This is a genomic window from Mesorhizobium sp. B1-1-6, assembly GCF_006443035.1.
Lineage (GTDB): Bacteria > Pseudomonadota > Alphaproteobacteria > Rhizobiales > Rhizobiaceae > Mesorhizobium.
Map to the genome: position 1 here is coordinate 37,074 of NZ_VFWR01000020.1, position 26,184 is coordinate 63,257.

The 26,184-nt window shown below is 63.0% G+C and carries 31 protein-coding genes and 1 pseudogene; 18 read left to right on the forward strand and 14 right to left on the reverse strand.

Annotated features, from left to right (window positions below):
- Window positions 1-2 precede the first annotated feature (2 nt).
- Complete coding sequence (locus tag FJ979_RS28970) at window positions 3-914, reverse strand: alpha/beta fold hydrolase (protein ID WP_140584422.1); 912 nt, start codon at window positions 912-914, stop codon at window positions 3-5.
- 47 nt (window positions 915-961) lie between these two features.
- Here FJ979_RS28970 and FJ979_RS28975 point away from each other — a divergent pair, with 47 nt between their 5' ends.
- Entirely contained in the window at window positions 962-1,414 is a 453-nt protein-coding gene (locus FJ979_RS28975; RefSeq protein ID WP_140548466.1) for a MarR family transcriptional regulator, read from the forward strand.
- A 21-nt stretch (window positions 1,415-1,435) separates the two neighbouring features.
- Here FJ979_RS28975 and FJ979_RS28980 read toward each other — a convergent pair whose 3' ends face one another.
- The gene (locus tag FJ979_RS28980; RefSeq protein ID WP_140584423.1) at window positions 1,436-2,047 is read right to left on the reverse strand and encodes a pyridoxamine 5'-phosphate oxidase family protein; all 612 of its coding nucleotides are present in this window, start codon (window positions 2,045-2,047) and stop codon (window positions 1,436-1,438) included.
- Window positions 2,048-2,110: 63 nt separating this feature from the next.
- Window positions 2,111-2,464 carry a DUF971 domain-containing protein gene (locus FJ979_RS28985; RefSeq protein WP_140498625.1) on the reverse strand — a complete coding sequence of 118 codons (354 nt, stop codon included), beginning with the start codon at window positions 2,462-2,464 and terminating at the stop codon, window positions 2,111-2,113.
- 196 nt (window positions 2,465-2,660) lie between these two features.
- Between FJ979_RS28985 and moaA the strand changes: the two genes are divergently transcribed.
- The 13 genes and pseudogenes from moaA (at window position 2,661) to FJ979_RS29050 (ending at window position 11,805) form a co-directional block, all read left to right on the forward strand.
- Window positions 2,661-3,656 (forward strand): GTP 3',8-cyclase MoaA, encoded by a 996-nt coding sequence (gene moaA, locus FJ979_RS28990; RefSeq protein ID WP_140584424.1) that lies wholly within the window; start codon window positions 2,661-2,663, stop codon window positions 3,654-3,656.
- 54 nt (window positions 3,657-3,710) lie between these two features.
- On the forward strand, window positions 3,711-4,184 hold the full coding sequence (locus tag FJ979_RS28995; protein WP_140584425.1) for a hypothetical protein: 474 nt from the start codon (window positions 3,711-3,713) through the stop codon (window positions 4,182-4,184).
- A 117-nt stretch (window positions 4,185-4,301) separates the two neighbouring features.
- Window positions 4,302-4,661 (forward strand): hypothetical protein, encoded by a 360-nt coding sequence (locus FJ979_RS29000; RefSeq protein ID WP_140584426.1) that lies wholly within the window; start codon window positions 4,302-4,304, stop codon window positions 4,659-4,661.
- A 119-nt stretch (window positions 4,662-4,780) separates the two neighbouring features.
- Window positions 4,781-5,701 carry a DMT family transporter gene (locus tag FJ979_RS29005; protein ID WP_140584427.1) on the forward strand — a complete coding sequence of 307 codons (921 nt, stop codon included), beginning with the start codon at window positions 4,781-4,783 and terminating at the stop codon, window positions 5,699-5,701.
- Between the two features lie 50 nt (window positions 5,702-5,751).
- Window positions 5,752-5,841, forward strand: a pseudogene (locus FJ979_RS33505) (molybdenum cofactor guanylyltransferase MobA); the annotation flags it as partial.
- A gap of 50 nt (window positions 5,842-5,891) precedes the next feature.
- Window positions 5,892-6,401, forward strand: coding sequence for a molybdopterin-guanine dinucleotide biosynthesis protein B (mobB, locus tag FJ979_RS29015; RefSeq protein ID WP_140498630.1), 510 nt, complete (start codon window positions 5,892-5,894; stop codon window positions 6,399-6,401).
- Between the two features lie 159 nt (window positions 6,402-6,560).
- Window positions 6,561-7,346: an ABC transporter substrate-binding protein gene (locus tag FJ979_RS29020; RefSeq protein WP_140498631.1), complete on the forward strand. Its 786-nt coding sequence runs from the start codon at window positions 6,561-6,563 to the stop codon at window positions 7,344-7,346.
- Window positions 7,347-7,420: 74 nt separating this feature from the next.
- Window positions 7,421-8,137 carry an ABC transporter permease gene (locus FJ979_RS29025; protein ID WP_140525212.1) on the forward strand — a complete coding sequence of 239 codons (717 nt, stop codon included), beginning with the start codon at window positions 7,421-7,423 and terminating at the stop codon, window positions 8,135-8,137.
- Window positions 8,134-8,958, forward strand: a complete 825-nt coding sequence (locus tag FJ979_RS29030) for an ABC transporter permease (protein ID WP_140584428.1) — start codon at window positions 8,134-8,136, stop codon at window positions 8,956-8,958. Before FJ979_RS29025 ends, FJ979_RS29030 begins: the two co-directional genes overlap by 4 nt.
- Before the next feature lie 110 nt (window positions 8,959-9,068).
- Window positions 9,069-9,938, forward strand: coding sequence for an NAD(P)-dependent oxidoreductase (locus tag FJ979_RS29035; protein ID WP_140584429.1), 870 nt, complete (start codon window positions 9,069-9,071; stop codon window positions 9,936-9,938).
- Window positions 9,939-9,945: 7 nt separating this feature from the next.
- On the forward strand, window positions 9,946-10,650 hold the full coding sequence (locus FJ979_RS29040) for a DNA alkylation repair protein (RefSeq protein WP_140584430.1): 705 nt from the start codon (window positions 9,946-9,948) through the stop codon (window positions 10,648-10,650).
- A 58-nt stretch (window positions 10,651-10,708) separates the two neighbouring features.
- A complete protein-coding gene (locus FJ979_RS29045; protein ID WP_246679052.1) occupies window positions 10,709-11,188 on the forward strand; it encodes a GNAT family N-acetyltransferase in 480 nt (159 codons plus the stop codon).
- A gap of 47 nt (window positions 11,189-11,235) precedes the next feature.
- A complete protein-coding gene (locus FJ979_RS29050; protein WP_140498637.1) occupies window positions 11,236-11,805 on the forward strand; it encodes a DUF3299 domain-containing protein in 570 nt (189 codons plus the stop codon).
- Between the two features lie 46 nt (window positions 11,806-11,851).
- On the opposite strand, the gene FJ979_RS29055 is transcribed toward FJ979_RS29050, so the two are convergent.
- The 4 genes from FJ979_RS29055 to FJ979_RS29070 form a co-directional block, all read right to left on the reverse strand.
- Window positions 11,852-12,343 (reverse strand): Lrp/AsnC family transcriptional regulator, encoded by a 492-nt coding sequence (locus FJ979_RS29055; RefSeq protein WP_006205209.1) that lies wholly within the window; start codon window positions 12,341-12,343, stop codon window positions 11,852-11,854.
- A gap of 108 nt (window positions 12,344-12,451) precedes the next feature.
- Window positions 12,452-13,132 (reverse strand): uracil-DNA glycosylase family protein, encoded by a 681-nt coding sequence (locus FJ979_RS29060; RefSeq protein ID WP_140561231.1) that lies wholly within the window; start codon window positions 13,130-13,132, stop codon window positions 12,452-12,454.
- The gene (locus FJ979_RS29065; protein ID WP_140498639.1) at window positions 13,072-13,683 is read right to left on the reverse strand and encodes a glutathione S-transferase; all 612 of its coding nucleotides are present in this window, start codon (window positions 13,681-13,683) and stop codon (window positions 13,072-13,074) included. Before FJ979_RS29065 ends, FJ979_RS29060 begins: the two co-directional genes overlap by 61 nt.
- A 49-nt stretch (window positions 13,684-13,732) precedes the next feature.
- Window positions 13,733-14,356: a thermonuclease family protein gene (locus FJ979_RS29070; RefSeq protein WP_140584432.1), complete on the reverse strand. Its 624-nt coding sequence runs from the start codon at window positions 14,354-14,356 to the stop codon at window positions 13,733-13,735.
- A 73-nt stretch (window positions 14,357-14,429) separates the two neighbouring features.
- Here FJ979_RS29070 and FJ979_RS29075 point away from each other — a divergent pair, with 73 nt between their 5' ends.
- Window positions 14,430-15,950 (forward strand): HAMP domain-containing sensor histidine kinase, encoded by a 1,521-nt coding sequence (locus FJ979_RS29075; RefSeq protein WP_140515376.1) that lies wholly within the window; start codon window positions 14,430-14,432, stop codon window positions 15,948-15,950.
- A gap of 37 nt (window positions 15,951-15,987) precedes the next feature.
- Here FJ979_RS29075 and FJ979_RS29080 read toward each other — a convergent pair whose 3' ends face one another.
- A complete protein-coding gene (locus tag FJ979_RS29080; RefSeq protein WP_140584444.1) occupies window positions 15,988-16,986 on the reverse strand; it encodes a nicotinate-nucleotide--dimethylbenzimidazole phosphoribosyltransferase in 999 nt (332 codons plus the stop codon).
- A gap of 160 nt (window positions 16,987-17,146) precedes the next feature.
- Between FJ979_RS29080 and FJ979_RS29085 the strand changes: the two genes are divergently transcribed.
- Both FJ979_RS29085 and FJ979_RS29090 read left to right on the forward strand, forming a co-directional pair.
- Window positions 17,147-17,380, forward strand: coding sequence for a DUF1289 domain-containing protein (locus tag FJ979_RS29085; protein ID WP_140515375.1), 234 nt, complete (start codon window positions 17,147-17,149; stop codon window positions 17,378-17,380).
- A 13-nt stretch (window positions 17,381-17,393) separates the two neighbouring features.
- The gene (locus FJ979_RS29090; protein ID WP_140584433.1) at window positions 17,394-18,098 is read left to right on the forward strand and encodes a TIGR02281 family clan AA aspartic protease; all 705 of its coding nucleotides are present in this window, start codon (window positions 17,394-17,396) and stop codon (window positions 18,096-18,098) included.
- A 17-nt stretch (window positions 18,099-18,115) separates the two neighbouring features.
- On the opposite strand, the gene dusA is transcribed toward FJ979_RS29090, so the two are convergent.
- Entirely contained in the window at window positions 18,116-19,114 is a 999-nt protein-coding gene (gene dusA, locus FJ979_RS29095; RefSeq protein ID WP_140557178.1) for a tRNA dihydrouridine(20/20a) synthase DusA, read from the reverse strand.
- A gap of 455 nt (window positions 19,115-19,569) precedes the next feature.
- Window positions 19,570-19,872, reverse strand: a complete 303-nt coding sequence (locus tag FJ979_RS29100; protein WP_140498645.1) for a DUF982 domain-containing protein — start codon at window positions 19,870-19,872, stop codon at window positions 19,570-19,572.
- A gap of 327 nt (window positions 19,873-20,199) precedes the next feature.
- On the opposite strand from FJ979_RS29100, the gene FJ979_RS29105 reads away from it, so the two are divergent.
- The gene (locus FJ979_RS29105; RefSeq protein ID WP_140498646.1) at window positions 20,200-21,657 is read left to right on the forward strand and encodes an NCS1 family nucleobase:cation symporter-1; all 1,458 of its coding nucleotides are present in this window, start codon (window positions 20,200-20,202) and stop codon (window positions 21,655-21,657) included.
- Window positions 21,658-21,703: 46 nt separating this feature from the next.
- Here FJ979_RS29105 and FJ979_RS29110 read toward each other — a convergent pair whose 3' ends face one another.
- The 4 genes from FJ979_RS29110 to secG all read right to left on the reverse strand — a co-directional run bounded on the left by FJ979_RS29110 (window position 21,704) and on the right by secG (window position 26,063).
- Window positions 21,704-22,255 carry a DUF1697 domain-containing protein gene (locus tag FJ979_RS29110; protein WP_140584434.1) on the reverse strand — a complete coding sequence of 184 codons (552 nt, stop codon included), beginning with the start codon at window positions 22,253-22,255 and terminating at the stop codon, window positions 21,704-21,706.
- A 26-nt stretch (window positions 22,256-22,281) separates the two neighbouring features.
- A complete protein-coding gene (locus FJ979_RS29115) occupies window positions 22,282-23,919 on the reverse strand; it encodes a CTP synthase (RefSeq protein WP_140498648.1) in 1,638 nt (545 codons plus the stop codon).
- Between the two features lie 212 nt (window positions 23,920-24,131).
- A complete protein-coding gene (locus tag FJ979_RS29120) occupies window positions 24,132-25,256 on the reverse strand; it encodes a L,D-transpeptidase (protein WP_140584435.1) in 1,125 nt (374 codons plus the stop codon).
- A 330-nt stretch (window positions 25,257-25,586) separates the two neighbouring features.
- On the reverse strand, window positions 25,587-26,063 hold the full coding sequence (secG, locus tag FJ979_RS29125) for a preprotein translocase subunit SecG (RefSeq protein WP_140525224.1): 477 nt from the start codon (window positions 26,061-26,063) through the stop codon (window positions 25,587-25,589).
- Between the last annotated feature and the right edge of the window lie 121 nt (window positions 26,064-26,184).

Below are 26,184 nucleotides of genomic sequence, written 5' to 3' on the forward strand. Positions count from 1 at the left end.
GTTCAATGGAGCAGCGACGGCTCCCGGTGCGCGGCCACGAAGCTGACGGCGCGTTCCACCACGCCCTTGTCCGCCAGGATGCGGCGATGGCCGAGCCCTTCGGCCCAGTGGAGCAACACATGGTCACCGGCGCCGGCATAACGCCAGGCATGATCGGCCGAGACTTCGCGATCGTCGGGTGCGTGGATGACCAACGTCGGCACCGGCGCCTGGGCAAGCTGCCGATCGCCGGTGAATTCGTGCAGCGGCCGGCCGGAAAGATATTCGACACGGTCCGCCATGGCGGCCTGCGAGCGCGGACCGACATTGAGCATGCGGCTGAAGTCGGCGACGATGGCCGGCAATGAACTGGGCGCGGCGATCAGCACCAGGCGCCCGGCCGCCAGCGGCGCAATGTTCCTGATCCATCCGGCGATTGCATTGGCGGCGACGGCGCCGCCGAAGGAATGACCGACCACCGCCGCGAACGGGCCGAACCATTCGCCCGCGATTCGCACCGCATCCACGGCATTGACCATGTTCAACCGCCGGCCATGCGATTGGCCGTGGCCGGGAAGGTCGAGCGAGACGACCCTGTAGCCGGCGGCGCGGTAGCCCTCGATCAGCATGCGCATATATTCGGTGCGCGAGCGCCACCCATGAACGACGAGAACCGTTCCGGCGGACGCCCTGCCTGGCTCCGGACGGAATTCATGCACCATGACGCAGCCGGACCCGGCTTTCAGCCGGTGATGCCGCGCTTCGGCCATGAAATCTGCCGCGCGGTCGACGGCACGGCGTTCGCCCTCGCTCAGCACCCTGGCGTTCGGCGTACGGCAGAACAGCTCGAATGCGGCGCGCCCGGTGAGGCGGGGGGCGACATGTTCGGCGGCCCCGAATACACCCCGGATGACCTTCAGTCCGAATGATGCCATAGTGGGAATCCATCCATACGTTCAAGCATGAACATAATAGTTCAAAGATGAACAATAAACAAGAGCTGCCCTGGGACAACCCGCGGTTTCGCAACTGGGTCGCGGTTGCGCGCGCCTGCCATGTGCTGGAGCGCACGCTTGCCGTGAAGCTCGCTCCGCTCGATCTGAAACCCGCGCAGCTCGATGTTTTGATGAATCTCTACCGCCATCCCGGCATGTCGCAGCACGATCTCGCCCGCAAGCTGCTCGTCGGCCGCTCCAACATCACCATGCTGTTGCCGCAGCTTGAGGCTCGCGGCCTGCTGCGCCGCGAAGGCGACGAGAAGGACAAGCGCATACTGCGGCTGGCCCTCACCGAAGCCGGCGAGGCGCTGCTGATGCAGGCGCTGAAGGTGCACATGGCGCTGATCGAGAAAGCGATGAGCCAGTCGACGCCGGAGCAGTGCGACATGATCGGCGAGCAGATGCGCAAGATCTACGAGGTGTTGAAGGACGCCTGACCGCCATTGCGGTCCGGCGGATCACCACATCGTCTTTTTTGCCCGCTCCGGCCATTCCTTGTCATAGGTTTCGCCGTCGATGTTCCTGCGGCTGGTGATCTCCAGGATCTTTCCTGGCGTCGGCAGGGACTTCGGATCGACATGCCTTTCCGGGTTCCACAGTTCCGACCGCACGATGGCGCGGGCGCATTGGAAATAGACCGTATCGACATCGATGACGCTCACCGAGCGTGCCGGCCTGCCGTCGACCGTGAACGACGCGCAGAGCGCGGCATCCGTGGTGATGCGCGCGCGGCCGTTGATGCGCAGCGTCGTGCCGGAGCCCGGCACCAGGAACAGCAGCCCGACGCGAGGATCGCGAATAATGTTCTTCAGCGAATCGGCGCGGTTGTTGCCGCGCCGGTCCGGCATCATCAGGGTTTTCGGATCGACAATGCGCACGAAGCCGGCGAGATCGCCGCGCGGCGAGCAATCCAGCCCTTCCGGCCCGCTGGTCGCCAGCGCGACGAAGGGCGAGGCCTCGATGAAGGCGGCGTATTCGGGAATGACGTGGTCGAGTTCCTTGACCACCGAGGCTTCGCCGGGCAGGCCATAGAGCGTTTCAAGCTGTTCGACTGTGGTTATGATGGACATTGTCTCGTCTTCCGATCCGCCGCCCCTACTCCCGCTCCATGACATCTTGACGACGCCCGCCGGCTAACGGTCGCGGCTGAGACCCTTTTGCGCAAGCTCGGCAAGGTAGGCGTTCCAGCGCGCGTCCTTCTCGTGGCCTAGCGTGTGCAGGTAATTCCAGGTGAAGATCCCGGTGTCGTGGAAATCGTCGAAGGTGATGCGCACCGCGTAGTTGCCGACCGGTTCAATTTTGAGGATGGCGACATCGCGTTTGCCGGGAACGGTCACCCGCTGGTCCGGCGAATGGCCCTGCACCTCGGCCGACGGCGAGGCGACGCGCAGCAGCTCGGCCGGCAGCTCGAATGGCTGGTGGCCGGGAAAGGTCACGGAGAGCAGTTTGCGGTCTTTGGAGACCCGCAGTTCCTTCGGCGCCGTCATGGTGTTTTCCGTTTTGAACCACCCTTCCCTACGCCGCTTCGCCGGATTGGAAAAGCCCGTACCAGGCAGCCGACATCCGGTGTCGGTCGGGGAATGTTACCAAAGATCGAGAGCGGCTATCTTGAACGACAGGCCGGATCGTATCACATAGTGATATATAACGCCGTCGTTCACAGCCACGGGAAACGCTTCACGCATGGACATGATCGATCCTTTCGGCCGCACGATCAGCTACCTGCGCGTGTCGGTCACCGACCGCTGCGATTTCCGCTGCACCTATTGCATGGCCGAGGACATGGCTTTCCTGCCCAAGAAGGACCTGCTGTCGCTCGAGGAACTCGATCGGCTGTGCAGCGTCTTCATCGCAAAAGGGGTGCGCAAATTGCGCCTCACCGGCGGCGAGCCGCTGGTACGCAAGAACATCATGCATTTGGTGCGCCAGCTGTCGCGTCATCTCGAAAGCGGCGCGCTGGAAGAACTGACGCTGACCACCAACGGCTCGCAGCTTTCGCGTTTTGCTGCCGAGCTCGCCGATTGCGGCGTCAGGCGGATCAATGTTTCGCTCGACACGCTCGATGCCGACAAGTTCCATGCAATCACCCGCTGGGGCCATCTCGGCAAGGTCATGGCCGGCATCGATGCGGCGCAGGCGGCGGGACTGAAGATAAAACTCAACGCCGTGGCGCTGAAGGATTTCAACGACGTCGAATTGCCTGAGATGATGCGCTGGGCGCATGGCCGCGGCATGGACCTGACCGTCATCGAAACCATGCCGATGGGCGAGATCGATGCCGATCGCACCGACCAGTACCTGCCGCTGTCGCTGCTGCGCGCCTCGCTGGAGCGCCAGTTCACGTTGACAGACGTCCCGTTCAAGACCGGCGGTCCGGCCCGCTATGTCCATGTCGCGGAAACCGGTGGCCGGCTCGGCTTCATCACGCCGATGACCCATAATTTTTGCGAGAGCTGCAACCGCGTCCGGCTGACCTGCACCGGCACGCTCTATATGTGCCTGGGCCAGGACGATGCCGCCGATCTCAGGGAACCGTTGCGCGCGTCCGAAGGCAACGAGCTGGTCAGCGCGGCGATCGACGAGGCGATCGGGCGCAAGCCGAAAGGGCATGATTTCATCATCGACCGCCGCACCAGCCGCCCCTCCGTGTCGCGGCATATGAGCGTCACCGGCGGCTGATCTTTCCACGGATCTGGTGCAGGATCGCTTCCGGCTGACTGCTGGAGGAATGGAATGAAGTGCGCGCGCTCGGTACTGGCATTCGTTGTGGCGATCGCGGCAATCCCGTCGGCTGCCGCTCCTTTCACCTACACCAACGAGCGATTCGGCACGGTCTGCACCTTTCCCGACGATGTTTTCACCGACCGCCAGCCCGAACCGGACAATGGCGACGGCCAGCAATGGCTCGCGGCCGACGGCGCCAGACTGATCTGTTCCGGCATCCTGAATATCGACAACGACACGCCGAAGCACTTCGTCGCGACCGAGAAAGCCAGCACGGAGGCGGGTTACAAGGTCACCTACAGCAGGACGGGAAAGAACTGGGCCGTGCTTTCGGGACTGAAGGCCGGGAACATCTTTTATGAGCGCCGCCTGTTCGGCAAGGACGGCGTCATCCGCACCGTCTGGATCGAATATCCGCCGGCCGTGAAGTCGAAATACGACCCGCTGGTCGGCGCCATCGCCGCCAGCCTCCAGGGACCGTGACTATCGCGGTCACGCCGCAAATAAACCTGTCGGCAAATGCCTGCCTGATTTACCCCAGCCGTTTTCGCGCCTAGCCTTCCATCCGGTAGCGGCTTTCGCTCCGTGGGGGAAAACATTATGCGCAAGTTCATCTTTTCTGTTGCCTTGCTCGGCCTCGCCGCCATACCGGCGGCGGCGCAATCCATCGGCGGCACTTACGATGTCGCCGGCACCAATTTCGATGGTTCGGCCTATGGCGGCGAAGCCACCATCACGCTGACAAGCGGCACGACCTGCACGATCCATTGGGAAACCGGCGGCTCGTCCTCGGACGGCATCTGCATGCGCAACGACAACGCCTTCTCGGCCGGCTATGTCCTGGGCAAGGAGATCGGCCTTGTCGTCTACAAGATGGATGACGACGGCTCGCTGCACGGCCTGTGGACGATCGCCGGCAAAGACGGCAGCGGCACCGAGGTGCTGACGCCGAAGAAGTAAGGCCGGCCATCCGCGGTTGAAAGTCTGGGCCGCGATCAAGGCCGTGGCCCAGCCCTTTGTCGTTGCTGTTTCGGTCCCGGCTGCTACAGGCTTTTTTCAAAGCAGAACCGGTAGAGATCTTGCCCCTTTCTCCCAATCTTCGCGGTGCGTTGTTCATGGTGGTGGCGATGGCCGGCTTCACCCTCAATGACGCCATCACCAAATATTCGTCGCAGTCGATGAACATGGCGCAGGTCATGCTGATCAGAGGCGCATTTGCCTCGCTCTTCGTCGGCCTGCTTGCCTGGCAGCGCGGCGCGCTGGTCCGGCCGCGCTCGATGCTGCAGCCACTGGTGGCGCTGCGCGTCCTTGCCGAGGCCGGCGCGACGGTGACCTTCCTGGTCGCGCTTGCCCATTTGCCGATCGCCAGCGTCTCGGCCGTCCTGCAGGCACTGCCGCTGGCCGTGACGATGGGCGCGGCCCTTGTCTTCGGCGAGGCGGTCGGCTGGCGCCGCTGGCTGGCGATCGCTGCCGGATTTGCCGGCGTGCTGGTCGTGGTGCGCCCGGGCTTCGACGGGTTCAGCATGTTTTCGCTGGTGGCGCTGGCCAGCGTTGCCTGCTGTGCGGTACGCGACCTCGCCACCAAGCGGATTCCGCAGGCTATCCCCACGCTGCTCGTCTCAACCGCAACGGCGTTGGCCATGACGGTGGTCGGCGCGCTGCTGCTGTCGCCGATGGGCGGCTGGACACCGATGACGGGCAAAGCCACTGCACTGCTGGCGCTCGCAGCAGTGCTGGTGCTCATCGGCTACCAATTCATCATCATGGCGATGCGCTCGGGCGAGATTTCCTTCATAGCGCCGTTCCGCTATACGGCGCTGCTCTGGTCCATTGTGCTCGGCCTGCTGGTCTTCGGCGATGTCCCCGATATGACGATGATCATCGGCGCCAGCACAATCGTGGGCTCCGGCCTTTACGCGCTTTATCGTGAGCGGGTCGTCGGCCGGCGCAGGATCGTCGCGGAAAGCACTGGTCCTGCCATGGCCCCGGACGGCATATAAGAGGCTCGGGGAGAATCCCGTGATTTTCGCGACGGCGCACGGGCTCGATGATGGTGATGGATATTGCGGGATTGATGCTGGCCGGCGTTCAATCCAGACGCAGGGGCGGCGGCGACAAGACCTTGCTGCGGCTCGAAAGCGCCCCCCGGCGATCTTGCCAAGGCGGCGCGGTTGCTGCAGAGCATCTGAGATGAACAAGCGCCTCTTCGGCATCACCGGCTGGAAGAACTCCGGCAAGACGACCCTGACTGAGAAACTGGTCGCGGAACTCGTTGGGCGCGGCTGGACGGTTTCGACCGTAAAGCACGCCCATCATGATTTCGACATCGACAAGCCGGGCGCGGACAGCTTTCGCCACCGGCAGGCAGGAGCCATGGAAGTCGCCATCGTCTCCGCCAATCGCTGGGCGCTGATGCACGAATTGCGCGGCGAGGATGAGCCGGCGCTGGAAGCGATCCTGTCGCGGCTTGCGCCGTCCGACATCGTGTTGGTCGAAGGCTACAAGCGCGAAGCCCACCGCAAGATCGAAACCCGGCGCCTGGAGGCGAAGGACCGGACGCCGCTTTCGGCGGGTGACCCCGGGATCGTTGCCATTGCGGCCGACTTCGTCATCGAGGACAAAAGCCTGCCGGTGTTCGACCTCGACGACGTGAAATCGATAGCCGACTTCGTCGAGCGCGCGACCGGCCTCGTTGCTTGAGAAGTAACGTAACGGCAGAAGGACATTGCCGATTTTCGTGGTTTTGCAGTTGCTTTTTTCTTGGAAAGAGTGGGAGTATCGGGCCAGCGGGCGGTCAAAAGCACCGCCCCCACAGAGCCGTTTCGGAACGACGGCCGGGACCATAAAGAGAGGATCATTATGCGTATTGCACTGCGTATCGCGCTCGCCGCTTCGGCCGCGCTGCTGACGCTCGGCGTAGCCCAGGCCCAGGAAAAGACCCTGAGGATCGGCACCGAGGGCGCCTACCCGCCCTTCAACAACCTGACTTCCGATGGCAAGCTCGTCGGTTTCGACATCGACATCGCCCAGGCGCTCTGCGATGAGATGAAGGTCAAGTGCACCTTCGTCGCCCAGGATTGGGACGGCATCATCCCGGCGCTGCAGGCGGGCAAGTTCGACGCCATCGTGGCATCAATGTCGATCACGCCGGAGCGTGCCGAGAAGGTAGACTTCACTCACAAATACTACAACACGCCCTCGGCGCTCGCCGTCCCGAAGGATTCGACGCTGAAGGGCGTGACCAAGGAGGACCTCGCCGGCAAGAGTATCGGCGTGGCCACCACGACGACCCATTTCAACTATGCCTCGAAGACCTACACCGACAGCACGATCAAGGGTTATCCGAGCAGCCCCGAGGAACAGGCGGATCTGGCCAACGGCCGCCTCGACGCCATCGAGGATGATATCGTGGTGCTGCAGCAGTGGCTGGATTCGCCTGACGGTGCCTGCTGCAAGATCCTCGGCCAGCCCTCGCCGCAGCCGGTCGAGATTTTCGGACCTGGCGCCGGCATTGCCGTGCGCAAGGGCGAGACCGATCTGGTCAACAAGCTGAATTCCGCCATCGACGCCATCAGGGCCAACGGAAAATACAAGGAAATCAACGACAAGTACTTCAAGTTCGACGTCTACGGCGCCGAGTCCTGATAATCACCTCCAAGGGCGGCAGGGTCTCCCTGCCGCTTTACCCGATCTGGGAGCTCTGGAGATAACACCACTCGATGCCAGCCCAAAGCATATGGACACTTCTCAGTTGGGGACCCAATGGCTGGCTTGACGATATCGCCTATGGCGCGGTGGTCACCATCGCGCTGGCGCTCGCCACGCTTCCGATCGGCCTGACGATCGGCTTTTTCATTGCCTGGGCAAAGCAATCCGAAGAGCCTTCGCTGCGGCTGGCCGCGAACATTTACACCACCATGTTTCGGGGCCTTCCGGAGCTGGTGACGCTCTTCCTGTTCTTCTTCGGCATGCCCATCCTGCTGCAATACATAATCCGCTTCTTCAGGCCCGAGGCGACGATCGATGTCGACAGCTTCATCGCCGGCATGATCGTGCTCTCGCTGATCTTCTCTTCCTATGCCAGCGAGGTATTCCTTTCGGCCTTTCGCGCCATTCCGAAGGGCCAGTATGAGGGCGGCTATGCGATCGGTCTGTCGAAGTGGCTGACCATGCGCAAGGTGATCCTGCCTCAATTGCTGCGCATCGCCTTCCCTGGTCTCGAGAATTGCTGGCTCAGCCTGCTCAAGGACACAGCCCTGGTCTCGGTCGTCAACCTCGCCGAGACCTTGCGCAATGCGGGCGTCGCGGCGCGCGTCACCAAACATTCGTTCCTGTTCTACAGCGTCGCGGCGCTGGTCTTTCTCATCCTGGCAATCCTGTCTTCGATCGCCACCGGCTTCATCTTGCGGTCGCTCGGACAGAGGGAAGCGCGATGAGCGTCACCGACACCATTGCCGTCGAACGGCCGCCGCCGCCGGCGCGCGGCTGGCCGCGTGCCCGTATCGTGGGATACGCACTCGTCGGCCTCTGGATCCTCTTCGGCTTCGGTATACTGGCCTATCTGGTCTCCGCGTGGAACGGCGAGTTCTTCGCACGATATGCGCCGGCCTATCTGCAGGGACTTGGAACCACCCTGTCGCTGGTGGCGGTGTCGATGGTGGCCGGCGCCATCCTGTCGCTGCCCGTCACCTATGGCCGCATGTCGAACAACCGGTTGCTGTCGTGGCCCGCCTATTGCTACGTCTATTTCTTCCGCGGCACGCCGCTGCTGGTTCAGGTCTATCTGGTCTATTACGGGGTCGGTTCTTTCCGCGTGCAGCTCGAATCGGTTGGGCTATGGTGGTTCTTCCGCGACGCCTTCAACTGCGGCGTGTTCGCCTTTGCGCTCAACACGGCCGCCTATCAGGCCGAAATCTTGCGCGGTGCCATTGAGAGCGTTCCAAGGGGCCAGTGGGAAGGCGCCGCTTCGCTCGGCCTGCACAAGCTGCAGACGCTGCGCAAGGTCATTCTGCCCCAGGCGATCATCGTGGCCTTGCGACCCTACGGCAATGAACTCGTTCTGATGATCAAGGCCTCCGCGATCGTCGCCATCATCACCGTCTACGACCTGATGGGCAATGCGAAACTCGCCTACGCCAAGTCCTTCGACTTCCAGGCCTATGTCTGGGTGGCGATCGTCTATCTGGTGATGGTCGAGATCCTGCGCCACGGCGTCGAATGGATCGAGCGCCGGATTACCATTCACCTGAAACGGTAAGCTTACCTGATCTGTGCCAGTCGATGGCTCGGCGCGCGCCTTGACGAATCCGCCGCATGGCCTAGACCTTCCGCAACTGCAATCTTTGCTCCCGTCGGAAGGAACAAGCCATGGCATCGGTGGCATTTCTCGGTCTTGGCGTCATGGGCTATCCCATGGCCGCGCATCTGAAGAACAAGGGCGGCCACGACGTCACCGTCTACAACCGCACCAGGGCAAAGGCCGAGCAATGGGTCGCCCAGCATGGCGGCGCTCTCGCCCTGACGCCGGCGCAGGCTGCCGAAGGCAAGGACTTTGTTTTCTCGTGCGTGGGCAATGACGACGATCTGCGTTCGGTGACGACGGCAAAGGACGGTGCCTTTCAGGCCATGAAAAAGGGCGCCGTCTACATCGACAACACCACGGCATCGGCCGAGGTCGCGCGCGAATTGGCCGAGACCGCACAGGAGCGCGGCTTCTCGTTCCTCGACGCGCCGGTCTCCGGCGGCCAGGCCGGCGCCGAAAACGGCATTCTGACCGTCATGGTCGGCGGCGACCAGGCAGCCTTCGACAAAGCCAGGCCCGTCATCGACGCCTATGCCCGGATGGTCGGGCTTATGGGACCGGCAGGCGCCGGCCAGCTCACCAAGATGATCAACCAAATCTGCATCGCCGGGCTGGTGCAGGGACTGTCCGAAGGCATCCATTTCGGCAGGAAGGCCGGGCTCGACATCGAGAAGGTCATCGATGTGATCTCCAAGGGCGCAGCGGGCTCGTGGCAGATGGAGAACCGGCACAAGACGATGAATGCAGGCAAATACGACTTCGGCTTCGCGGTCGACTGGATGCGCAAGGATCTCGGCATCTGTCTTGATGAAGCCGACCGCAACGGGGCCAGACTGCCCGTGACGGCGCTCGTCGACCAGTTCTATAAGGACGTCCAGGCGATGGGCGGCAGGCGCTGGGACACATCCTCACTGCTGGCGAGGCTGGAAAAGTAGAACGCAGATGTCCCTGCCCGGCCCGAGCTGGAGCGCGGACGAGATCGTCGCTCACCTGCGCTCGATCGGCACGCAGGAAAACCGCGCCGGCATGGCCCGGTTCGGCATCAACACCGCGACGGCGCTTGGTGTAGGCAATTCGGATTTGCGGCCGCTGGCGCGCAAGCTGAAGCGCAATCACGAGCGGGCGCTTGCCCTGTGGGACAGCGGTGTTCGCGAGGCGCGGCTGGTGGCGGCGTTCACCGGGGAGCCGAAAAGGATCACGGCCGAGCAGTGCCGCCGCTGGGCCGGCGATTTCGACTCCTGGGAGATCGTAGACAGCGTTTCGGATCTCTTTGCTGAAACGTCGTTCCGGCGTGAGTTGATCGAGGAGTTTGCTGCCGACGAACGCGAGTTCGTGCGCCGCGCCGGCTTTGCCATGGTGGCGTGGAGCGCAGTGCATCTGAAGCAGGAGCCGGACGCGACGTTTCTCGCCTATCTGCCGTTGATCGAGGCGCATGCCGGCGATCCGCGCAATTTCGTCAGGAAGGCGGTCAGCTGGGCGCTGCGGCAGATTGGCAAACGCTCGGCGGCGCTGCATGCCCCTGCCCTTGCGCTCGCGCAAAAGTTGGCCGGATCATCCGACAAGACGGCGCGCTGGATCGGCCGGGACGCCGTGAAGGAGTTAACGGATGTCAAAAGGCTGGAACGGCTCACCTCCAGAAAAAGCTGATCTTGCCGATATCCGGTTCACGGAGGTGACGCCGGCAACACGCGGCGACTTCGAGATATTGTTCGAGCAGCCGGGTGCGCCAAAATATTGCTGGTGCATGGCGTGGCGGCAGTCCGTCCGCGAGCACATCCCGAATGATGAGAAAAAGCGCCAGATGATGGCACTTATCGATGCCGGCAGGCCGGTCGGCATCCTCGCCCAGATCGACGGCAAGACCGTTGCCTGGTGTTCGGTCGCGCCGCGCGAAACCTACCGAAGGCTTTCAAAGCAGCAGGACGACAGCGAGACGGGGGTATGGTCAATCGTCTGCTTTTATGTGCCAAGGGCTTTGCGCGGCCGCGGTTTTGCTTCCGCATTGCTCGATGCGGCCATTGACCACGCGTTCGCCAAGGGGGCGCATATCATTGAGGCCTATCCGGTGGGCGAGGCATCGCCGAGCTACCGTTTCATGGGGTTTCGCGACATGTTTGCGGCGCGCGGCTTTCACGACGCCGGCATGACCGGTTCTCGCCGGCATGTAATGCGGCTCGAGCGTTGACGTCGCCGGTGGCGGTGTCTTTACTCGAACGCAAAGGAAAACGTCCGATGACCAAACGTCTGATAGCCATGGCAGCGTTCGCGGGCGCGATGTCGGCTTTTACAGCCGCCCTCGCTTCGGCCGAGACCACACACATATTCTGGAAGGATTTGCGCCCGGCGACCCAGGCGGTTGCCGAAGAAGCTGGCCTGCCGATGATCGCGGCAAAATTGCCCGATCGCGGCGAGACGTTATCCCTCGGCCTGCAGGACAAGACCATACAAATAGCCGGCTATGCGTTGCCGGTCGATCGCGAAGGCGATCTTGTCTATCAATTCCTACTGGTGCCGTGGACCGGCGCCTGCAGCCACATGCCGACACCACCACCCAACCAGATCGTCCTGGTCACCCCGGCTCAGCCCTACAAAATATCGCGGGCCTACCAGCCGGTTTCCGTAACCGGCGCGCTGAAACCAGGCATGGAGAAGAGCCAGCTTTTCATCCTGGACGGCGTCTCGGTCATCCAGTCGGGCTATACCGTGCGCAAGGCAGACGTGACCGGCGTCGACACCGTGCCGGACACAATAACCCTACCGGTCAACTCGCCTTGGACTTTCCTCAACAAAAAGAAGAACTAAGCAAGGCGAGCTTGCGTGACCTTGCATGCACCAAGGCCACGCGCGCTCAGGCCGCGTTCGCGCCCGATTCCTTGTCCAGCACCATGTAATCGAGCGGGATTTCGGTCGTGTACTTGATCTGCTCCATGGCGAAGGAGGACGAGACGTCGCGAATCTCGATCTTGGCGATCAGCCGCTTATAGAAGGCATCATAGGCTGCAATGTCGGGCACCACGACACGCAGGAGGTAGTCGACATCGCCGCTCATGCGGTAGAACTCGACCACCTCGGGGAATTCCTGGATGACTTCGGAAAAACGCCGCAGCCATTCATGGCTGTGCGAATTGGTGCGGATCGAGACGAAGACGGTGACCCGCACATTGACCTTTTCATGATCGAGAATGGCGACACGCCGCTTGATGACGCCCTCTTCCTCGAGCTTCTGGATGCGCCGCCAGCAAGGGGTCGTCGACAGTCCCACTTTCTTGGCGACATCTGCGACCGCGAGCGTCGCGTCCTCCTGCAGGAGGCGGAGAATTTTTCGGTCAAGGCGGTCCATTGAAAGCTCCTGAAGGAATGGATTGGCCATAATCGGCGTTATTATAGCCTTTCACAAGAAAAAAATTCTGCTGATTGGCGGAAAAGCCGGTGGTTTCTTGCTGAATGTCTAACCGAGGCGATAGCGGATTTCCGACCTGAGGAAAGGCAGCAAATCCATTTCAAACCAGGGATTCCGCTTCAGCCAGCCGGTGTTGCGCCAGGACGGATGCGGCAGCGGCAGCACCTTCTGGCCAGCGGATTTCTCCCAGATGGAGCGCCAGTCCCTCACCGTTTCCGTCAGGGACGGGCGCCGCGCGGCACCCATGTGCCAGGACTGCGCGTAGATGCCGATCGTCAGCACCAGGTCGATCTGCGGCATGAGCCCCATCAACGGCGCGCGCCAGGCCGGCGCGCATTCCCGCCTTGGCGGCAAGTCGCTGCCCTTGGCGTCCTGGCCGGGGAAACAGAAGCCCATCGGCACGATGGCAAACTTCTCGGTGTCGTAGAACTCCTCACTGGTGACGCCGAGCCAGTCTCTGAGCCGGTCGCCCGAAGCATCGGTGAACGGCATGCCCGACAGATGCACCTTGGTTCCCGGTGCCTGGCTGGCAATCAGGATGCGGGCATTCGACGAGGGTCGCAGCACCGGGCGCGGTTCGTGCGGCAGTGGCCGGCCGATCGGATTGTCGACGCAGATGCGGCAGGAGCGAACCGTCGCGGCGAAGCTTTCGAGTTCCGCAGTCATCCTCAGGCCGCGGCACTCGGCCGGCTCGAAACCATCCGATACCAGCGCAACACATTGCTGCACTCGTCCGGCACCTTGATGCGCGCCGGTTTCATGAAATCGATGGCGATCATCCCGGTGATATCGGCGATCGAATAGGCGTCGCCGGCGGCGAATTCGCGGGTTCCCAGCTCGCCGTCGAGAAGTCGCAGGAATTCGATTGCCTTCGGCTTGTTGGCCTCGCCCCACTCGGGAATCTGCGGGATCTCCCATTCCTTCATGGCCGGATGGGTGTGGCGGAAAGCTTGCGCGACGCAGGTCAGCAGGTTGAATTCCATCCGCCTTTGCCACATCTCGACCTGCGCCTTGCCGAGCGCCCCGCGACCGAACAGTGCGGGCTCGGGATTGAGTTCCTCGAAATAGCGGCAGATGGCGACGGACTCGGTGATGACGGTGCCGTCGTCAAGCTCCAGCACCGGCAGTCGCCGCAGTGGATTGCGCGAGCTGACCGCCTGTTGCCTGTGTTCCAGCGCGCCCATGTCGACGGACACCAGCGGAACCGCGATTCCCTTCTCGGCCAGAAAAACGCGAACCCGCCTTGGGTTGGGCGCCCGGCCGCCGTCGAAGAGCTTCATTCGATCCTCCAGTTCTTGCCGGTGACGGCAGGGTTCAGCTTCCGCCGGCTTACCAGAAGCGGAAAATCTCTCGCACGGCATCGGCGATGGAGGCGAGCGTGCCATGTTTTCTCTCGACGGACTCGCCATGGTGGCTGTCGCGCCAATCTTGCGGCTGGTCGAATGTACCTGCCCAGATGCCGGCCCTTGCCGCGCGCGCGATGGCTTCCTCGCTCTCGTAATCGCCGAAAGCGACCGCCCAGCCTGCCTCGACCTGTGCGCGGTTGAGATCGGTATCGCCCGCCTTGCAATCGCCGAGCAGCCGGCCGTAACGATCGCGCTGCCAGCCGCTGCAGATGACGGGCCTGCCGGCGATCAGGCGCACCAGAGATTGGCGCGCAAGCGTGCCACAGGAATAGTCGGCGCCTTTCTTGCGGCAGGTCTGAGTGTATTCCGGCGCGTCGATGCCGCGCATGCGAATGCGTTCGGCGCCGAGCGTGATCGAGTCGCCATCATTGATGATGGCGACGCCCTGTGTCTTTCGCGTCTCCACGCGATCGAGGCGCGCCGCAAGCACGATCAGCAACCCCAGAATAATGACGGTCAGCCCGTAGTCCAGCAATTTGCGCCATGGGCTTCGCGGACGCGGCGCAGCGTACCGCCGGCGCGGTCCTTGCGACCAGGAACGGCTCATATGGCAAACGGTTGGTTAATCATTCGAACGTAGCTTAACACCTTGAAATGCCGCCCGCATAATTGAAGTCTTCATGCCTTTGCAACGCTCGAACACAGCGGACAAATTCATTGTGGACCGCAGGAAACGCCATCGCAACAGCGATGTCGCGCGCGCGGTGCGCAAGACGCGCGACCGTCTTTCGCAACAGGCCGGCAATCCGGATTTCGATCGCGAACTATTGAAACTCCATGCGCGCGCGATGACCAGCGGCGCCATTGCCATTCCGCTGCTTGTCCTGGCGATCGCCGCGCTTGGCCGGCTGGCCGGCATCGGCAATGAGATCATTCTCTGGGCGCTGTTCACCCTGACCTGCTACACGATGTTGGCTTTCATGGCGCGCCGCGTCGAACGCGTGGAAGCGTCCGAGCTTAACCCGTTGCAAACCCAGAGAGAATTCCTGTTCGCACATTTCCTGTGCGGCCTCGGCTGGGGCTGGTTCGTCTGGCTCGGCTGCGGTGCCTGCGCGGTCGACCAGTTTCAGGTGGTCAAGGCCGTGGTGCTGCTGCTTGCCATGGCCGGAACCGCTATCATGGCCTCATCCCTGCGCGGGGCGCTGCTGGCGACTTTCGCTGTTCCGGTGACGCTTTACGCCTACGCCGAAATAAGGCTGTGGATGCCTGTCGGGGCGATCATGGCCGTACTGCTCGTTCTTTCGCTGCCTTTCTTTGCCTATATCGCGCGGAACCTCAACCGCTCCTCCCTGATGCTTTTGTCGTTCCGCTCCGAAAAGGACGCACTGATCGCCGAAGTCGAGACCGCGAAATCGATGTCGGACGAGGCGCGGCGGCGCGCGGAAGATGCCAATCTGGCCAAATCGCGCTTTCTTGCCTCGATGAGCCATGAATTGCGCACGCCGCTCAACGCAATTCTCGGTTTTTCCGAAGTGATGTCGAACGAAGTGCTGGGGCCGATGAGCAATCCCACTTATCGCGACTATGCCCATGACGTGCACGAATCCGGCCAGCATCTTCTCGACCTCATCAACGAGATCCTCGACCTGTCGCGCATCGAGGCCGGCCGGTACCAGCTCAATGAAGAGCCGGTGATGCTGCTCGGCATTGTCGAGGATTGCTGCCACATGATGGAGTTGAAGGCGCGCAACAAGGATATCCGCGTCATTCAGGATTTCGAACATGCCTTGCCGCGCCTGTTCGCCGACGAGCGCGCGGTGCGCCAGATCACCCTCAACCTCTTGTCCAACGCGATCAAGTTCACCGCTACCGGCGGCGAAATCCGCGTGCGCGTCGGCTGGACGGCCGGCGGCGGACAATACATCTCGGTCAGGGACAACGGCCCCGGCATACCGGAAGACGAGATCCCGGTAGTGCTTTCGGCCTTCGGCCAGGGTTCGATCGCCATCAAGAGCGCCGAACAGGGCACCGGACTTGGTCTGCCGATCGTGCAGGGCCTGCTCGCCATGCATGGCGGCGAATTCCAACTTCATTCCAAGCTGCGCGAAGGCACAGAGGCGATTGCCATCTTCCCGCTGAGCCGGGTGATGGAGGAACTCCCGGCCCTGCCGACCGCGGCGGTCGCGGCGCGTCGGCGTTGACGCGCCTCATGCGTGGAATGAGCGACGAATGCTCGGCCTAGCCGCGAACGGCCGCGGCCATGCCCGAACTGGTCAGTGCCGCTGCCTTGATTAGGCCGGCGGCAAGTGCCGCGCCTACTCCCTCGCCGTGGCCGACGCCGAGGTCAAGCAAGGGGCGAAGGCCAAGGCGCTCGGCGGCCTGCGCATGCGCGGGCTCCGGCGACAGGCCGGCGAGAAGGCAATGATCCAGCGCGGCAGGATTGGCGGCATGCAGGACCGCTGCGGCTGCCGTTGCCGCAACTCCGTCGAGCAGCACGGGGATCTTTTGCATCCGTGCCGCAAGGATGGCGCCGGCTATCGCCGCGAACTCACGGCCACCGAGCCGGCGCAGCACCTCCAACGGTTCATCGAGATGGCCGGCGTGGAAAGCCAGCGCCGCATCGACCACCTCCGCCTTGCGCGCCTGCATCGCCGCATCGGCGCCAGAGCCCGGGCCGACCCAATCGGTGCCCTTGCCGCCCAACACGGCCGCGAACAGGGCCGCGGCGACGGTGGAATTGCCGACGCCCAGATCGCCGAGGCAAAGCAGGTCGGCGCCGCCGGCGATCGCCTCCATGCCAAAGGCCATGGTCACGGCGCAACCCCGCTCGTCGAGTGCGGCATCCTGCGTGATGTCGGCTGTCGGAATATGCAAGGCGAGATCGAAAACCTTCAGCCCGAGGTCGTTGGCGACGCAGACCTGGTTGATCGCTGCACCGCCGGCCGCACACAGTTCGACGGCGTTTGCGGTCGCCGCCACGGCTCTCGGCGAGACGCCGTGCCTGACAACACCATGGTTGCCGGCAAAGACCGCGACCAGAGGCCGCGTCACTGCCGGCGGCGCACGGCCACTCCATGCTGCCAGCCAGGCAGCGATATCCTCGATGCGACCAAGCGAGTTCCTTGGCTTGTCCGCCTTGGCGAACAGCGTTCGCACACGGGCCTCGGCTGTCGTGTCGGCCGCCGGCAGGTTGGCCAGCAGGTTACGGAAATCGTCGAAGGGCTGTGCTCTGGTCATGTCGTGGAAATCGTCCTTGCAGATGGCAGCGGCATAGCCGCCCTCGTGCGCCGGCACAACCTCCCGCGCCTGATGTAAAAGCGGCCGTGGGCGACGCATTCCCGAGGGCTTGCAAAGGGCATGCCGTTGCACCATGTGGAAGTCAGCCAAGGAAACATTCATGACGGCCATCGAATCCCCATGCATTCTGGTCTGTTCGATCGATATGAAGACCGGTTTCTGTTTCGGGTGCGGCCGCACCCGGGACGAGATCGGCGCCTGGATCGACATGACGGCGCAGGCGCGCCGTGACGTCATGGCCCAACTGCCTGCAAGGCTGGAGACGGTAGAGCGCCGGCCGCGCCGCGAAACCCGCCGCACCCGTATGGCACGGGAACGCGACGCGCTCTCGTGAACGGATTGCCGACATGAACCGCCTGTTCTGGATCCTGATGCTCGTCATCGGCGTCGGCGCGGTGCTGCTGATGTTCAACGATTCCGCCGGCAATACGCTCGGCGTAGAGAACGATGATTTTGGCCGGCTGATCTGGCTTGGCGCCTTCGGTGCGCTCATCGGCGCCGGCCTGCTAAGGTCGGGCCGCCCGCTCGGGGCCATGGCGCGCAATCTCGGCGCGTGGGCGGCGATCGCGCTCGCGCTGATCGCCGGCTATCAATATCGCTACGAATTGCAGGATTTCGCCAACCGGGTAACCGCTGGCCTTGTTCCCGGCAGCCCGCTGGCGCTGGGCATCGAGGACGGCCATGCCACCGTGACGCTCGACAAGGCCGACAATGGCCATTTCGAGGCGCGCATCCTGATCAACGGCGCGCCAGTGCGCACGGTGGTCGACACAGGAGCGACCAGCACCGTGTTGACGTCGCAGGACGCCCAGGCAGCCGGGATCAATCCCGCCGCTCTCGATTTCACCATACCGGTCTCGACCGCCAACGGCACGGCGCGCGCCGCGGCTGTGAAAACCAACGAACTGGCCATCGGCGGCATCGTGCGAAAGAATATGCCGGTGATGGTCGCGGCACCCGGTATGCTTGGCCAGAGCCTGCTCGGCATGAACTTCATCAGTTCGCTGTCCGGCTTCGACGTGCGCGGCGACCGGATGACCCTCCGGGATTGACGTTCGGCAAAAGCGGTTCAGGCGGCCTTGTCGACCGCCCCGCTGAGGTCGACCGCAGCGAACGCCGTCTTCAGCACCTGCGGCCCAGCGCCGGGGCGCGTTGCATCCGTGGAGAGGATCTGGCGGTAGCGGCGCGCACCGGGCAATCCATGGAACAACCCGACCATATGGCGGGTGACGTGGCCGAGCCGCCCGCCCTGTTCGACATGGCGTGCGGCGTAGCCGGCCATGACATCGATCAGCGCGGCGAAATCGAAGGGACCGGTCCGCTCTCCATAAAACATGGCATCGACGCCGGTCAGAATGCCTGGAGTATGGTAGGCGGCGCGGCCGAGCATGGCGCCGTCGAGGTGCTGGAGATGCGTCTGCGCCTCTTCAAGCGATTGAATACCGCCATTGATGCCGATGAATTCGCTCGGTTTTCTCGCCTTCAACCGATAGACGCGGCCATAGTCGAGCGGCGGGATGTCGCGGTTTTCCTTGGGGCTCAGCCCCTCCAGCCATGCCTTGCGCGCATGCACCCAAAGGGCGTCGGCGCCGGCCGCGAAAACACCGTCTGCAAGCGCATCCAGCGCCGGCTCGGGATCCTGCTCGTCGACGCCGATGCGGCATTTGACGGTTACGGGAATGGTCACCGCCGCCTTCATCGCCGCGACACAGTCGGCGACGAGGTCAGGCACCTTCATCAGGCAGGCGCCGAACGTACCGGACTGGACGCGGTCCGACGGGCAGCCGACATTGAGGTTGATTTCCTCATAGCCGAAAGCCTGGCCGATGCGCGCCGCCTCGGCCAGCTTCCCCGGATCGGAGCCGCCGAGCTGCAGCGCGACCGGATGTTCCGCATCGTCGAAACCGAGCAGGCGCTCGCGCGCGCCCTGGATGACCGCGTCCGCCACCACCATCTCGGTGTAGAGCAACGCACGGCGAGTCAGCTGGCGATGGAAGAACCGGCAATGGCGGTCCGTCCAATCCATCATCGGGGCGATTGCCACCTTATGCTCTTGGTATCTCGACATTTTTTGCGTCAATTGGTTGGTTGATGCGGGCGGTATGGCCACCAATCCTCATATCGGCGACATATGCGAAGTAGGCAAGCCCCTCGCTCGAGCAGTAAGTCTGAAGGCGGTCCTTCTGCGCCTGCCAAATCCTATGGCCTGAAGTGCTGTCTTCTCGTTTTTTCGAGTGCTGGGCGAAATCGCTCCAAGAAATCGGAAGCTTGCACCCCCTTGCTACACCGCAGGAGAGCGGCACGCCGTTTTGCGACCTGGTCGATAGTCTTTCAACTGCGGCGAACAAGACGGGGGACCGCCTTTCCAGGATTGGCTGCTTTCCGAAGTTGCCGACCACAAGCAGATGGTGGCCATCCTGGGCCGCGCCGCATTAGGCGTTCGCCGACGCCATGGCAAACGGACAAACAGTCGATCGGCGCCGGGGGTCGGCGCCGATTTTCGACTACAGCCGGTTCAGAACGTTACCGCCGCAGCGCGTACACGCGCCCAGCTGGCTCGCTGCCCACCGACAAGGCCATGTCGTCATCCAGAAGCCGCGTGATCCGGGCGAAGCCGGTGAACGCCTTCCTGGCTTCTTCAGCCGACATCTGCCCCGACAGGGCGGCCGCGCAGCAGTTCAGCGCGCATTGATAGACAGGGCCACGTCGCCCGGTCGGCCATTTACGCAAAAACATCATGGCCTCGGCAACACTGTCGATTTCCTCGATAGGGTGTCCCTGCCCGCGTGAAATCCGCACGGGCGAAAAAAAATGCAAATAGTCCATCATATCCTCCCGCTCGGTCGCGACGTGTTCGACCGAACCCCATCAAACGCGCCATCATCCACTTGGTTCCATAAAAAACGACGCTTGGCAAAAAAAGGGCAGGTTTGCCCGCCGCGGCTCCGATGTCGTCGCGCCGGCGCTTGAAAGCGCCACGAACCCGACTCGCCGATCAGAGGGCAAGCATCATGCCGCGCGACAATGGCGATCCCCATTGAATATCTTTAAGGCCAAAGCCGGCAAATCAGCCGATTGCCCCTTCCCTCGCGTCAGGCGTAACCTTGACGGTCAACGCGTGAGGGCGCGTGCTGCAAGAAGGGGACAATTGCAATGACGATACAAGGCGCATCGCCGGATCTATATAACGAAGATCTCGCACCGGCCAAGATACGAAACTGGGGACCATTCTCGATCTTCAACGTCTGGACGTCGGACGTGCACAGCCTCTGGGGTTACTATCTCGCCGCCAGCCTTTTCCTGTTCTGCGGCGGTTTCGTCAACTTCATCATCGCCATCGGCATCGGCTCGCTCGTCATCTACGCGCTGATGAACATGGTCGGTTATGCCGGCGTGAAGACCGGCGTGCCTTACCCAGTGCTCGCCCGCGCCTCGTTCGGCATATGGGGCGCCAACATACCGGCGCTGGTGCGCGCCATCGTCGCCTGCTTCTGGTACGGCGCACAGACGGCGGCCGCTTCCGGCGCCATTGTCGCGCTGCTGATCCGCTCGCAATGGTTCGCCGATTTCAACGCCAACACCCATTTCCTCGGCCACTCCGGGCTGGAAGTGATCTGCTTCGTGGTCATCTGGGCGCTGCAGCTGCTGATTATCCAGAACGGCATGGAGACGGTGCGCCGCTTCCAGGATTGGGCCGGGCCAGCCGTGTGGGTGATGATGCTGATCCTGGCCGTCTATCTCTGTGTCAAAGCCGGGACCTTCGCCTTCACCAGTGACATTCCGATGGAGGTGCTGCTCGAAAAGACCAAGGATGCGGGCGTGCCAGGTACGCCGGGATCGTGGACGTCGCTGTTCGCCGTCGCCGCGATCTGGGTGACCTATTTTTCGGCCCTCTATCTCAACTTCTGCGATTTCGCCCGCTATGCACCGGACAAGGCATCGCTGCGCAAGGGCAATATCTGGGGCCTGCCGATCAATCTCATCCTGTTCTCGCTGGTCGCTGGCGTCACCACCATTGCCGCTTACGACGTCTATCACGAGGTGCTGCTGCACCCCGACCAGATATCGGCGAAATTCGGCAGCTGGTTCCTGGCCGCGCTCGCCGCCTTGACCTTCGCGGTGGCGACGCTCGGCATCAATGTCGTGGCCAACTTCGTCTCGCCGGCCTTCGACTTCTCCAACGTCTTCCCGCGCCAGATCGACTTCAAGAAGGGCGGCTACATCGCGGCACTGATCGCGCTCGTGCTCTATCCCTTCGCGCCTTGGGAAGGCAGCGCTGCGTCCTTCGTCAACATCATCGGTGCGACGATGGGGCCGATCTTCGGCGTCATGATGGTCGACTACTACCTGATCCGGAAGGGCGAGGTCGACGTCGAAGCGCTTTATCGCGAGGACGGCGAGTTCCGCTTCCAGGGCGGCTGGCATGTCAATGCCTTCATCGCTGCCGGCATTGGCGCCGTCTTCTCCTCGATCCTGCCGAACTTCACCAACTGGCTGCCATCCTGGTGGGGCGTCTATGGCTGGTTCTTCGGCGTCGGGATTGCCGGCATCATCTACTACGTGCTGCGCACCGCCGCCGTGGGTGCCGGCGCCAAGACGGCGAAGGCCTGAAATGGGGCAGTAGGCAGGAAAGGTAGGGAAAGCAGACGGCTTCCCCCTACTGCCTACTGCCTACTCCTACCATCTCGGCGAGCCGGCGCACCGTGTTCCAGTTGCGCGACGTGCCGACGCCCAGGCGTTTGTGATTGGCGGCCGCGAGCAGCCGTGAACTCGGTCGTTCCCGCGAAAAGACGACCCAGATGTCGCCGCCGCGTGACATCACCTTCTCATCGGCGGCGGCATAGGTCTCGAGCGCCGCCGCCGCATCGTCGGGCACGGGCTTGCGCATTATCCGGACCGCCACCTGGTCAACGGTCTCGGCGGATTCAGCCGGAAACGGATTGCCGGCCGCGAGCCTCAGCCAATCTTCGGCAGCGCGCACGATGATGTCGACATGGCGGCCGAAAGCTTTTTTGAAGGCGGCTTCCAGACGCTGCTCGAGACCGGCGACGTCCGTCGCCGGCGCCTCGAAGACAAGATTGCCCGTCGCCACGAGCGTACGGACATTCTTCAGCCCGAGGCCTTCCGCCATCGCCTTCAGGTCGGACATCACGACCCGGCGCCCTTCTCCCAGGACGATGCTGTAGAGAAGGGCGACATAGGTCTGCATCGGTTGCCGAACCCCGCCTGGCGCGCCTATACCAGGCGCGATTGTTCGACCGCCGCCTCGATGAAGCTGGCGAACAGCGGATGCGGGTCGAGCGGCCGGCTCTTCAGCTCGGGGTGGTATTGCACGCCGATGAACCAGGGATGGTCGGGGTATTCGACGGTTTCGGGCAGCACGCCGTCGGGCGACATGCCGGCAAACACCAGGCCGCAATCCTCCAGCCGCTGCTTATAGTCGATATTGACCTCGTAGCGGTGGCGGTGACGCTCGGAAATCTGCGTGTCGCCATAAATGTCGGCGATCTTGGAACCCTTGGCGAGCTCGGCCTGATAGGCGCCGAGCCGCATCGTGCCGCCGAGATCGCCGGTTGCCCGGCGCTTCTCCAGCATGTTGCCCTTCAGCCACTCCGTCATCAGGCCGACGACCGGCTCCTTGGTCGGGCCGAACTCGGTCGAGGAGGCCTCGTCGACCCCGGCCAGGGACCGCGCCGCCTCGATACAGGCCATCTGCATGCCGAAGCAGATGCCGAAATACGGCACCTTGCGCTCACGCGCGAACTTCGCCGCCAGGATCTTGCCTTCCGAGCCGCGCTCGCCGAAACCGCCGGGCACCAGGATGCCATGCACCTTTTCCAGCCAGGGCGTCGGATCCTCCTTCTCGAAGATTTCCGATTCGATCCAGTCGAGCTTGACCTTGACGTGGTTGGCCAGACCGCCATGCGACAGCGCCTCGATCAGCGATTTGTAGGCGTCCTTGAGGCCGGTATATTTGCCGACGATGGCGATGGTCACCTCGCCTTCCGGATTGTGGATGCGGTTGGACACGGCCTGCCACGGCTCCATGCGCGGCTTCGGCGCAGGGTCGATACCGAACGCGGCCAGCACTTCCGAATCGAGCCCTTCCTTGTGGTAAGCCATCGGCACGTCGTAGATGTGCGGCACGTCGAGCGCCTGGATGACCGCGCTCTCCCTGACATTGCAGAACAGCGACAGTTTTCTACGCTCTTCCTTGGGAATGGCCCGGTCGGCGCGGACGAGCAGGATGTCGGGCGCGATGCCGATACCGCGCAGCTCCTTGACCGAATGCTGGGTCGGCTTGGTCTTCAATTCGCCCGCGGTCGGGATATAGGGCATCAGCGTCAGATGCACATAGACGGCGTTGTTGCGCGGCAGGTCGTTGCCGAGCTGGCGGATCGCCTCCAGGAAAGGCATCGCCTCGATGTCGCCCACGGTGCCGCCGATTTCGCACAGCACGAAATCATAGTCGTCATTGCCGTCGAGGACGAAATTCTTGATCTCGTCGGTGACGTGCGGGATGACCTGCACGGTGGCGCCGAGGTAGTCGCCGCGCCGCTCGCGCTCGATGATGTTCTTGTAGATGCGGCCGGTGGTGATGTTGTCCTGCTGGTTGGCGGAACGGCCAGTGAACCGCTCGTAATGGCCAAGATCGAGATCGGTCTCGGCGCCGTCATCGGTGACGAACACCTCGCCATGCTGATACGGCGACATCGTGCCCGGATCGACATTGAGGTAGGGATCGAGTTTTTTGATGCGTGCGCGATAGCCCCGCGCCTGCAAGAGAGCCCCTAGGGCCGCTGCGGCAATGCCTTTTCCAAGTGAGGAAACCACGCCGCCTGTGATGAATACATATCGCGCCATGGGAGTCATCGCTTAACGCGGCCGGATTGATTCCGCCAGAGAAAAAACCGCCGCTAAGGCTTTTTCCCAAGAAGGCGCTCGAACCGTGATCCGAAAATGGGATCCGGTTTTCGGATAGGCCCATGTCGAACGGGCTGGCCCGTTCCACTGGAACGCGACCGAGAGCGAGGCAAAACAAAAGGGCCGGCTGAACCGGCCCTTTTGGCAAGCTGCTGCAAACGTCAGATGATGACGACCTTGGTGCCGACCTTGACGCGGCTGTAGAGGTCCATGACGTGCTCGTTCATCATGCGGAAACAGCCATTGGAAGCGCTGGTTCCGATCGACTGCGGCGCGATGGTGCCGTGGATGCGCAAATGCGTGTCCTTCTTGCCGTCATAGAGGTAGATGGCGCGGGCGCCGAGCGGATTCTGGCCGCCGCCGGGCATGCCGTCCTTGTACTGGGCATAATGCTTGGGCTCGCGCTTCTGCATGTCCAGCGTCGGGATCCAGCGTGGCCACTCCTGCTTGTCGCCGACCGCCACGGTGCCCTTGAACTGCAATCCTTCGCGGCCGACCGCGATGGCGTAGCGGCGGGCGGTGGACGATGATTCCACCAGATAGAGCCGGCGGGCACTGGTATCGATGACGATCGTGCCGGCCTCGTAACCGGTGAATTCCACGTCCTGTGGCACGAACTCCGGCTTCACCTTGAACGGCTTCTTGGCGTTTTTCCTGGCGAGCGCCGAATCCAGCGCACGGGTCTCAGGCAGATAGTTAATCGAGGACGATGCCATCTGGCCGCCAAACAGTCCGGCGAACAGGCCGCCGCCGGTGCGCTGCTTCTGGCCAGGCAGCTCGCTGCGCAATTCGCCATTATTGCCGGTCAGCGCAACGTTCATCACCTCGGCCGATTCCGGTTCGGCCGAAGGAATCGGCTCGATCGGCGTCAACGGCTCGATGATCTTCGTGACATTCTTGGCCGGCTTGGCCGCGGCCACTTCGGTCGCCGGGGCAGTCTTGCCTCTCTTGGCCAGGAACGCCTGCCGTTCCGCCTCGGCCTTCGCTTTCGCCGCTTCGCGCATCGCCATCTTCCTGGCTTCCAGCGCCTTGGCCTTGGCGGCTTCCTTGTCGGCAACGATCTTGGCCTCGATCTTTTTGATCTGGGCAAGATCGTCCGGTGTCGGATTTTTCTTTTTCTTGAGAAGCCTCAACTGCGCCCCATCGCTCTTGGCTGCGACGTTGATGGCGTCGGTCTTGCCGACCGACTGATTGGCGGCCAAATTGGCTGGCACGCCGGCGAAAGCCGGGGAGCTCATGCCGAGTGCGGCGCAAAGTCCCAGGAAGATGAAGCTGCGAAGCTGCATGGCGAAGATCCGATCGTTCAATATTTGTTGCCCACGGCGTCGCCCGGCGTCCCCCAAGGACACCGAAAATGCCGCGCGCAATCTATAGTCGAATAAGCGCGGGCGCCTCAAGCGCGAGGCCGCTGCACTTCCCGTCGAATCTTCGTGATGCCGCCGCATTTGCCGCGACTGTGGTCAAACGACAACAGATCGGCTGAGTGTAAGAGATCAGAGCGGGCCGAGGGCCCGGCAGCGAGAGCCGGAACCGAGCGCAGTTCGGTTGTAACGACGCAGAATGCCGGCGTTCGCACGCCGGCGCTCCCTGTCAGATAGCCCTTGAACGAACCCGGATTACTGGTTCGGCACCTGCGGGGCCGCGGGCGCGGTGCTGGCGCCGTTGGTCGCCGGCGACGTCGAGCCGGCGGCGGGCGGCGCGGCCGGAGCGTTGGCCGGGGGCGTTGTCGCGGCTCCGTTGCCGGAAGGCGGCGTCGGCGCCGCGTTGCCTGAAGGCGGCGTCGGGGTGGTCGTGCCAGGCAATTGGTTGAGTACGCCCTTGCCGGCGCCGTCCGATGTTGCGGGAACGCGGTCGAGAATGTCGATCGGCTTCTCGCCGTAGCGGGCAATGATCGACAAGGTCAGCGACGTCACGAAGAAAGCGGCCGCCAGAATCGCCGTCGCCCGGGTCAGCGCATTGGCGGCGCCGCGCGCCGTCATGAAGCCAGATCCGCCACCAATGCCAAGGCCGCCGCCTTCGGAGCGCTGCAGCAGCACAACGCCGACAAGGGCCAGAACGACCATGAGATGGATGACGATCAGTACGGTTTGCATAGTTTATCCTGGCAATGCCCTGCCCGGCCGCGGACACGACCGGGGAATTGGAGGCGGCTCAATACAATGCTTTCACGGCATTTCCAAGCCCGTGGCCGGAATATGGGAAGCAAGGCGTCCT